This is a genomic window from Bacteroides sp. UBA939 (genome assembly GCF_002293435.1).
Taxonomy (GTDB): Bacteria; Bacteroidota; Bacteroidia; order Bacteroidales; family Bacteroidaceae; genus Bacteroides.
In genome coordinates this window covers 1-8840 of sequence record NZ_DBDF01000085.1, presented here as the reverse complement: position 1 = coordinate 8840, position 8840 = coordinate 1, and the positions used below count along the sequence as shown (strand labels likewise).

At 44.4% G+C, this 8840-nt stretch carries 8 protein-coding genes; 7 read left to right on the top strand and 1 reads right to left on the bottom strand.

Going from position 1 to position 8840, the window contains the following annotated elements; all coding sequences use genetic code 11:
- A partial coding sequence (locus tag B2Z67_RS06055; protein WP_291528919.1) for a hypothetical protein occupies positions 1-203 on the top strand: 203 nt, incomplete at its 5' end.
- 236 nt (positions 204-439) lie between these two features.
- Positions 440-1588: an OmpA family protein gene (locus B2Z67_RS06050; RefSeq protein ID WP_291528918.1), complete on the top strand. Its 1149-nt coding sequence runs from the start codon at positions 440-442 to the stop codon at positions 1586-1588.
- A 193-nt stretch (positions 1589-1781) separates the two neighbouring features.
- Here B2Z67_RS06050 and B2Z67_RS06045 read toward each other — a convergent pair whose 3' ends face one another.
- Entirely contained in the window at positions 1782-2966 is a 1185-nt protein-coding gene (locus B2Z67_RS06045; RefSeq protein ID WP_291528917.1) for an iron-containing alcohol dehydrogenase, read from the bottom strand.
- 67 nt (positions 2967-3033) lie between these two features.
- On the opposite strand from B2Z67_RS06045, the gene B2Z67_RS06040 reads away from it, so the two are divergent.
- The 5 genes from B2Z67_RS06040 (at position 3034) to hydF (ending at position 8787) form a co-directional block, all read left to right on the top strand.
- The gene (locus B2Z67_RS06040) at positions 3034-3216 is read left to right on the top strand and encodes a hypothetical protein (RefSeq protein ID WP_291528916.1); all 183 of its coding nucleotides are present in this window, start codon (positions 3034-3036) and stop codon (positions 3214-3216) included.
- Positions 3217-3346: 130 nt separating this feature from the next.
- Complete coding sequence (locus B2Z67_RS06035; RefSeq protein WP_291528915.1) at positions 3347-4807, top strand: monomeric [FeFe] hydrogenase; 1461 nt, start codon at positions 3347-3349, stop codon at positions 4805-4807.
- A 20-nt stretch (positions 4808-4827) separates the two neighbouring features.
- Positions 4828-5868, top strand: a complete 1041-nt coding sequence (gene hydE / locus B2Z67_RS06030) for a [FeFe] hydrogenase H-cluster radical SAM maturase HydE (protein WP_291528920.1) — start codon at positions 4828-4830, stop codon at positions 5866-5868.
- Positions 5869-5968: 100 nt separating this feature from the next.
- The gene (hydG, locus tag B2Z67_RS06025; RefSeq protein WP_291528914.1) at positions 5969-7387 is read left to right on the top strand and encodes a [FeFe] hydrogenase H-cluster radical SAM maturase HydG; all 1419 of its coding nucleotides are present in this window, start codon (positions 5969-5971) and stop codon (positions 7385-7387) included.
- A 125-nt stretch (positions 7388-7512) separates the two neighbouring features.
- The gene (hydF, locus tag B2Z67_RS06020; protein WP_291528913.1) at positions 7513-8787 is read left to right on the top strand and encodes a [FeFe] hydrogenase H-cluster maturation GTPase HydF; all 1275 of its coding nucleotides are present in this window, start codon (positions 7513-7515) and stop codon (positions 8785-8787) included.
- The last annotated feature ends 53 nt before the right edge of the window (positions 8788-8840 follow it).

The window sequence follows — 8840 nt, the reverse complement described above, 5'->3', positions numbered from 1 at the left end:
GCAACAGGCTCTTTTTGCATAAAACCTGTATATCACTCCCGATTTATGCAGAATATCCGCATATATATTCAGAACTTTATACCTGCAATTTCTATTTCCCACCTCCTAACAGAAATGCTCGTCAGCAAAAAGGCATTTTAGCTATCTTTTTAATAGCAAGCATTCCGTTTGCCCTTACTTTTAGTAAAACGACTAATACATAACATATAAAACATGATTTATAAGACTAAGAACATCCGCACAAATCCCGGTTATGTTTTTTAAGGTTAAAATTTGAATACTAAATCTGTTTTTTAAGATTCAAAAGCCACAAATGAGCCTCAAAACGTTAAATAGTTATTAATTCCGCTTTTGGTCATTGAACTATTTTATTTATATAGCGTTCTTTTAAGCGAATGGAAACATCAATATTGTATTACCTATTTAATATACTTTAATTATGAAGAAATCAATCATTCTATCAGTAGTATTCGTAGCAACAGCGGCACTTACAGCAAATGCCCAGACTACAGTTGAAGGCAGCAAATTCGGAGACAATTGGTCTATGGAATTAAAAGCCGGTGCAATCACTCCTTTAACGCACAGCGCATTTCTTAAGAATGCACGTCCCGCAGTAGGAGTTGAATTCTCGAAGCAATTAACCCCGGTTTTCGGACTTGGTATTCAAGGTATGGGATATATAAATACCACATACAGTAAAACAGCTTTCGACGGATCGGACGTTAGCCTGTTGGGTAAAGTCAACCTGATGAACCTGTTCGGAACCTACAAGGGAACTCCCCGCGTATTCGAAATTGAAGCCTTAGGCGGTATTGGCTGGTTACACGGTTACACGAACGGCGCAGGCGACTATAATTCCTGGTCATCACGCCTCGGACTGAATTTCAACTTCAATTTGGGAGAAAGCAAAGCATGGACCTTAGGCATTAAGCCGGCTCTGGTATATGACATGGAAGGTGATTTCAACCAGCACAAAAGTCGCTTCAATGCCAACAACGCATCTCTTGAACTGACAGCCGGACTGGCTTACCACTTCAGAGGCAGCAACGGAAGCCACCATTTCACTTTGGCAAAACTGTATGACCAAGCCGAGATTAATGAACTGAACGGCACAATCAACAACTTGCGCCGCCAAGTCAACGAAAAGAACAACCTGCTGGGTGAAGAAGCCAAAAGACTCAACATGCTTCAACAAGAATTTAGCAATTACCAAGCCAATGCCGAAAAAGCTAAACCGGTAGTTGTGGTGAAGAAAACAACCGAAATCCCGGAAATTCTTGTATCATTCAAACAAGGACAATCAGCAGTCGACGCATCTCAACAACCCAATGTAGAACGTGTAGCCGATTATATGCGGAGTCATCAGAATGTAAAAGTTACAATTAAAGGGTACGCTTCACCGGAAGGTAAAATAGAGCTTAATGAGAAACTGGCTCAAACACGTGCGGATGCTGTAAAGAATCTCTTGATTAAGAAATACAAAATCAGCGCAGACCGTATCGTATCCGAAGGTCAGGGCATAGGCAATATGTTCTCCGAATCAAGCTGGAACCGGGTTAGTATCTGTACGCTTGAAGAAGCAAAATAAGAAGACCGGATCAGCAGTAAAATAAAGAGAGAGATAAGGCTGTGTCAAAAGCCTAAGTCTACTATCTTTCATCCGCAGATGACACAGATTACAGGGATTTATTTAAAACCGAATCTGTGTTATCTGCGTAATCTGCGGATGAAAAATATCTTTTTGATAGTCTACTTTACTCTTGACACAACCTTATTCTATTTTACTTATTTGCCATACGATAGATATTCTCCATATCTTCACGATACAGAACTTTAAGATTTCCGGTTGTCGCACTACCGCCCAAGCTGCACTTATCCGCCATCAGCTTAATTTCTTCCTCAGTAACCTGACGTCCTATCAGTTCGCGGATACCGACGGGCATTCCTATAGCATGGTAGAAACGCTCCATAGCTTCGATACCTGCCAAAGCTGTATCTTCGGCAGACTTGAAGTCATTGGTAACTCCCATCACATTCACCGCAAACTGAGCGAAACGGGTTACATTCTCTTTATAAACATAGCGCGCCCAGCTTCCCCAAACAGCAGCCAAACCTGCTCCATGAGCCACATCAAACAATGCGCTCAATTCATGTTCAAGCTGATGCGTAGCCCAGTCTCCCGTAGTTCCGCATCCGGTCAGGTCGTTATGCGCCAGGCTGCCCGCCCACATGATTTGAGCACGGTGCTTATAGTTCTCCGACTCTTTCAGAACCACAAAGACACTATCCTTTACCGTACGCAGAACAGCTTCCGCAACAGCGTCCGTCACCGTCATATCATCATCGTGAGAAAAGTAACGCTCCATCGTGTGCATCATTATATCCGTAACCCCGCAAGCAGTCTGATACTTGGGCAACGTAAAGGTACGTTCGGGATTCATCACGGCAAATTTGCACCGGGACAAGTCATTTGAATAACCCTTCTTCAGGTCGCCGTCTTCATTCGTAATCACAGAACTGTTGCTCATCTCACTTCCCGCCGCAGGAATAGTCAGCACGGTTGCAACCGGAAGACAAGCCTTCGCTTTTGCTTTGCCCATATAGAAATCCCAGACTTCACCTTCATAAGGAACTCCATAAGCAATCGCTTTCGCTGAATCTATAACACTGCCGCCACCTACTGCAAGAATAAAGTCAACCTTTTCTTTCCGGCACAGTTCAATACCTTCGTGCACTTTTGATAAGCGGGGATTAGGTACCACGCCACCCTGTTTCACATAAGCAATGCCTTCTTCCTCCAGCATCCGGCAGATTTTTTCAAGCAGCCCCGAACGTTCGGCACTTTGTCCGCCATAATGCACCAGTACTTTCGTACCGTTATATTGCTTCACTAACTTCCCTGTCTTTTCCTCCGATTGAATACCAAATACCACCTGTGTGGGGGCGTAATAAATAAAATCTCTCATAAATTATACATTGTTTTTTAATTCCGGACAAAAATACATAAAACACTTCGTATCTCATACCGGTTAAATGAAGAAAATCATCAATACTGTGTCAATACCATATCAATACCGTGTCAGAGCCGTGTCAGAGCCGTGTCTGCTCCGTACCTCCTCCGTATCCTATAGAGCGGAGCAACTACGGAGTTGGTACGGAGATGATACGGAGCAGATAAAAAAGGAAATCCGCGTCATCCGCGTCATCTGCATCTAAAAAATCACTCGCATTACGCAGCCCATTCATAATTTATAATTCAAAAATCAAAATTGCCAAGCTCCGCTTCGCTAAATTATCACTATCTTTGCACGCTATTGTGCGACTGACTAATCGAAAAATAGATATTATGGCATTTACTAATAACATTATGATTGTCCGACACAGACTACTGACCGAACTGGTAAAACTGTGGAAAGACAATGAACTTATAGAAAAGATAGACCACCTTCCCATCGAACTGAGTCCAAGGAGATCCAAACATGCCGGACGTTGCTGTGTACATAAGGAACGCGCCGTATGGAAATACAAATCGCTACCGCTACTGGGGTTGGACATGGAAGATGAAAGCGATGAATTAACCCCATTGTCGGAGTATGCAAGCCGCGCACTCGATAGAGCGGCTAACGGAAAGCCCAAGGATAACATCATGTGTGTGATTGATGAAGCCTGTTCGGCTTGTGTACAAATCAATTATGAAATCACCAATCTATGCCGCGGATGTACGGCGCGTAGCTGCCAGTCCAACTGTCCGAAGAAAGCAGTCCACGTAAAAGAGAGCGGACAGGCATGGATAGATCATGACGAATGTATCAGTTGCGGCATCTGCCATAAAAGTTGTCCGTATCATGCAATCGTCTATATCCCTGTACCATGCGAAGAAGCCTGTCCGGTGAAAGCCATCAGTAAAGACAAAAAAGGCATCGAACATATTGATGAAAGTAAATGCATCTATTGCGGGAAGTGCCTTAATGCTTGTCCCTTCGGCGCTATCTTCGAACTATCGCAGGTATTTGATATCCTGCACAAAATACGTAATGGAGAAAAGATGGTAGCCATTGTAGCGCCGTCTATTCTGGGACAATTCAAAACCACAATCAATCACGTGTATGGCGCTTTCAAAGCTATAGGATTTGCAGATGTCATCGAAGTTGCACAAGGCGCTATGGATACTGTCAGTAACGAGGCGCACGAACTGGTCGAGAAGTTGGAAGAAGGACAGAAGTTCATGACAACATCATGCTGTCCATCATATATTGAGTTGGTAAACAAACATGTTCCGGGTATGAAGCCTTATGTATCAGGCACAGGTTCGCCCATGTACTATACCGCACGTATTGCCAAGAAGCAATATCCCGACGCCAAAATAGTATTCATTGGTCCTTGTGTGGCAAAACGCAAAGAAGCCCAACGCGACGAAGCGGTTGACTTTGTTATGACATTCGAAGAAGTGGCGTCCGTATTAGATGGGTTCAATATCCAACTGGAACAGATACCGCCTTATTCAATGGCGTTCACATCCGTACGTGAGGCGCATGGATTTGCACAAACAGGCGGTGTAATGGGAGCTGTGAAGGCTTATCTGAAAGAGGAAGCCGATAAAGTCAACGCTATCCAGATTGCTAACCTTGATAAAAAGACAATCGGTTCATTGCGGGCTTACGCCAAATCGGGTAAAGCGCCGGGACAGTTCATTGAAGTAATGGCTTGCGAAGGCGGATGTATCACCGGCCCTTGCACACATAATGAAATCGGTGCGGGCAAACGCCAGCTTGTACAGGAACTGTCTAAACAAGAGAAAACATATTAGTTCTTCAAAACAATGCTATGATAGTTTCCCTGATTGAAAAACTTCGCCAAAGGCATACATTGAATGTCGACGAATACAAAGCTTTACTCCTCTCCCAAGATGCAGAAGCATTGAAATATCTGCAAGAACAAGCGCAAGAGGTAACTATCGAAGTATTTGGCAATCAGGTATTTATTCGCGGACTTATTGAGATTACAAACCGATGCCGTAATAACTGTTATTATTGCGGAATACGGAAAGGGAATCAGGCTGTAGTTCGTTACGAACTGACGCAAGAGGAGATTCTGGCATGTTGCCGCAAAGGATACGCACTCGGCTTCCGAACCTTTGTATTGCAAGGCGGCGAAACGCCGGATGTAAAAGACGACCGTATTGTCGGAATAGTCTCTGCCATCCGCAGGGAATTCCCGGATTGCGCCATCACTTTGTCGCTTGGCGAAAAATCCCGTGAAACCTATGAACGTCTCTTTCAAGCAGGCGCCAACCGGTATTTATTACGGCACGAAACCCATAACGAAGAACATTATCGCCGGTTGCACCCTTCCGGCATGTCATTACGCAAGCGCCTTCAATGTCTGGAATGGTTAAAAGAAATCGGATATCAAACAGGGACAGGTATCATGGTAGGCAGTCCCGGGCAAAGCATCGACCATCTGATGGAAGATATACTTTTCATTGAACAGTTCCATCCGGAAATGATAGGTATCGGACCATTCATTCCGCACCATGACACTCCGTTTGCAACGTGCTCACCGGGAAGCGTCGAAATGACTTTGAAGTTACTTTCCATCTTCCGCCTGATGCATCCGAAAGTATTATTGCCATCAACAACAGCATTGAGTACTCTTTTACCGGACGGACGCGAACGAGGAATCTTGGCAGGCGCAAATGTTGTAATGCCCAATCTTTCTCCCCGCGAACAACGAGAGAATTATACACTCTACGACAACAAAGCTTCCTTAGGCGCTGAGGCAGCAGAAGGATTGCAACTATTAGAAGAAAAACTGGCGGCTATCGGCTACCGGATTTCAAAAGAAAGAGGGGACTATGGGAGTGGATAGTGGATAATAGTAAATGATTAGTGATTAGCCGGCTGTAAGATAACTAATCACTAATCACTAACCACTAACCATTAATCACTAACAGTTAATCCCTAAAAGCATGTATAACGTCAAATCGAAACAAGCGGAAGAATTCATCAATCATCAGGAAATACTGAGTACGTTGGAGTATGCCCGTTCAAACAAAGACAACCGTGAACTGATAGAAAGTCTCATTGAGAAAGCCGCCCTATGCAAAGGGTTATCACATCGTGAAGCCGCCCTGTTACTGGAATGCGACCAACCCGACCTGACCGAACGCATTTTTCGTCTGGCACACGAAATCAAACAGAAACTCTACGGCAACCGTATCGTTATGTTTGCCCCGCTATATCTTTCCAACTATTGCATCAACGGGTGCGTATATTGTCCTTATCATGCCAAGAACCATACAATAACCCGCAAAAAGTTATCTCAGGAAGAAATACGCCGGGAAGTCATCGCTTTGCAGGATATGGGACATAAACGTTTAGCGCTCGAAGCCGGTGAAGACCCATTACGCAATCCCATTGAATATATATTGGAGTCTATTCATACCATCTATGGCATCCATCACAAGAATGGAGCCATCCGAAGAGTAAACGTTAATATAGCCGCAACGACGGTGGAGAATTATCGTCGCCTGCAAGAGGCCGGTATAGGCACCTATATCCTGTTTCAGGAAACATACCATAAGGAGAACTATGAAACGTTGCATCCCACCGGCCCCAAAAGTAAATATGCTTATCACACTGAAGCCATGGACCGTGCTATGGAAGGTGGTATAGATGATGTAGGCATAGGCGTTTTATTCGGACTGAATACATATCGTTATGATTTCGCAGGATTATTGATGCATGCCGAACATCTGGAAGCAACTTTCGGTGTAGGCCCACACACTATCAGCGTACCGCGTATCTGTCCTGCGGATGATATTGAAACGAAAGATTTTCCAAATGCTATATCCGACGAGATATTTTGCCGCATTATATCTGTCATCCGTATTGCAGTCCCTTACACGGGTATGATTATTTCTACCCGCGAGTCAGAAGAAGTGCGCCGCAAAGTACTCAAGTTAGGAATTTCACAGATTAGCGGCGGTTCACGTACCAGCGTAGGCGGATATGCCGCACCGGAAACGGAGGGAGAAAACTCAGCCCAATTTGATGTCAGCGACCGCCGCACACTGGATGAAGTAGTAAGTTGGTTACTCGATTTAGGGCATATCCCCAGTTTCTGCACCGCCTGCTACCGTGAAGGACGAACCGGAGACCGTTTCATGTCGCTTGTCAAACACGGTCAGATAGCCAACTGCTGCCAACCTAATGCACTAATGACACTGAAAGAATATTTGGAAGACTATGCCTCACCTGCGACCCGGGAAAAGGGTATGCATCTTATTTATGAAGAAACGGCGCATATTCCCAATCCGAAAATCCGGGAGATAGCCTTACGGAATCTAAAGGAGATAGAGAAAGGGGAAAGAGATTTCAGGTTTTAGAAACGGGGTTGGGTTGCTTAATCTCCCACCTCAGAGTAATGCAAAGTTTTATAAAAATCTTAAATATCGCAAGTCTACTTATAATTGCTGAACTTTGGTAAAAAATAGAAAATAAATAAAAGCCCATGAATAATACCTCCGACACCAGCTACAGCAGCATCTCCGGCACCAATAATAGCAACATCTCTGTCACCAACCGTAACAGTACCCCCAATGCCAACCGCCTGCATATCGCCCTTTTCGGGCGGAGAAACACAGGTAAATCCAGCCTTGTCAATGCTCTGACCGGACAAGAGGTAGCCCTCGTCTCTCCTACTCCCGGTACTACCACTGACCCCGTAACAAAAGCAATGGAAATTCACCCGCTTGGTCCTTGCCTGATTATCGATACCCCGGGTTTTGACGATGAAGGCGAATTAGGAACCATGCGTGTGGAACGAACCCTGAAAGTTATTGGAAAAACCGACATTGCATTATTGCTTTGTGAAACAGGAGACTATCAGGAACAGGAATGGATGAAACGGTTAGCAGAACATGAAATCCCGGTGGTACTCATCCTCAACAAAGCCGACCAACGAACAAATGCCGGAGAGACAAACGCTGAAGAATTGGCAAACCGGATTGAAGAAACCTGCAAGCAACGTCCAGTTATCGTCAGTGCCAAGAATCGTTCGGGAATTGAAGATATCTACCGCGCCATTCTAAAGAACTTGCCCGCCGACTTTGGCGGACAAACAATTACCGGAAATCTGGTGAAAGAAGGAGATGTTGTTCTATTAGTAATGCCGCAAGATATCCAAGCACCCAAAGGCAGACTTATCTTGCCTCAGGTACAGACCATTCGCGAACTCCTGGACAAGAAATGTCTGATTATGAGTTGTACTACCGACAAACTGGAAGATACATTATGCGCACTCGCTTCTCCACCCAAGCTGATTATCACAGATTCACAGGTATTCCATACCGTCTACCGACAGAAGCCTGCGGAAAGTCAGCTTACTTCGTTCTCTGTACTCTTCGCCGGATACAAAGGAGACATACAATATTATGTAAAAAGCGCATCTGCCATTGATGCCCTGACAGAACAATCTCACGTACTGATAGCCGAAGCCTGTACACATGCTCCGCTATCAGAAGATATAGGTAGGGTAAAACTCCCTCGCCTGCTGCGTAAACAGATAGGTGAAGGATTACATATCGATATTGTTTCGGGAAATGATTTTCCTGCAGATTTATCCGGATACCATTTAATTATCCACTGTGGCGCTTGTATGTTCAACCGTAAGTATGTACTTAGCCGTATTGAGCAAGCATGCTTCCAAGGTATCCCCATGACGAATTATGGAGTGGCTATTGCCTATTTAAACGGTATATTGGATAAAATCGTTATTGATAAGTGATTTTCGGGTGACCTTAAGCCATAGCAATAAATGGATCAGTAGCAAAATCATGT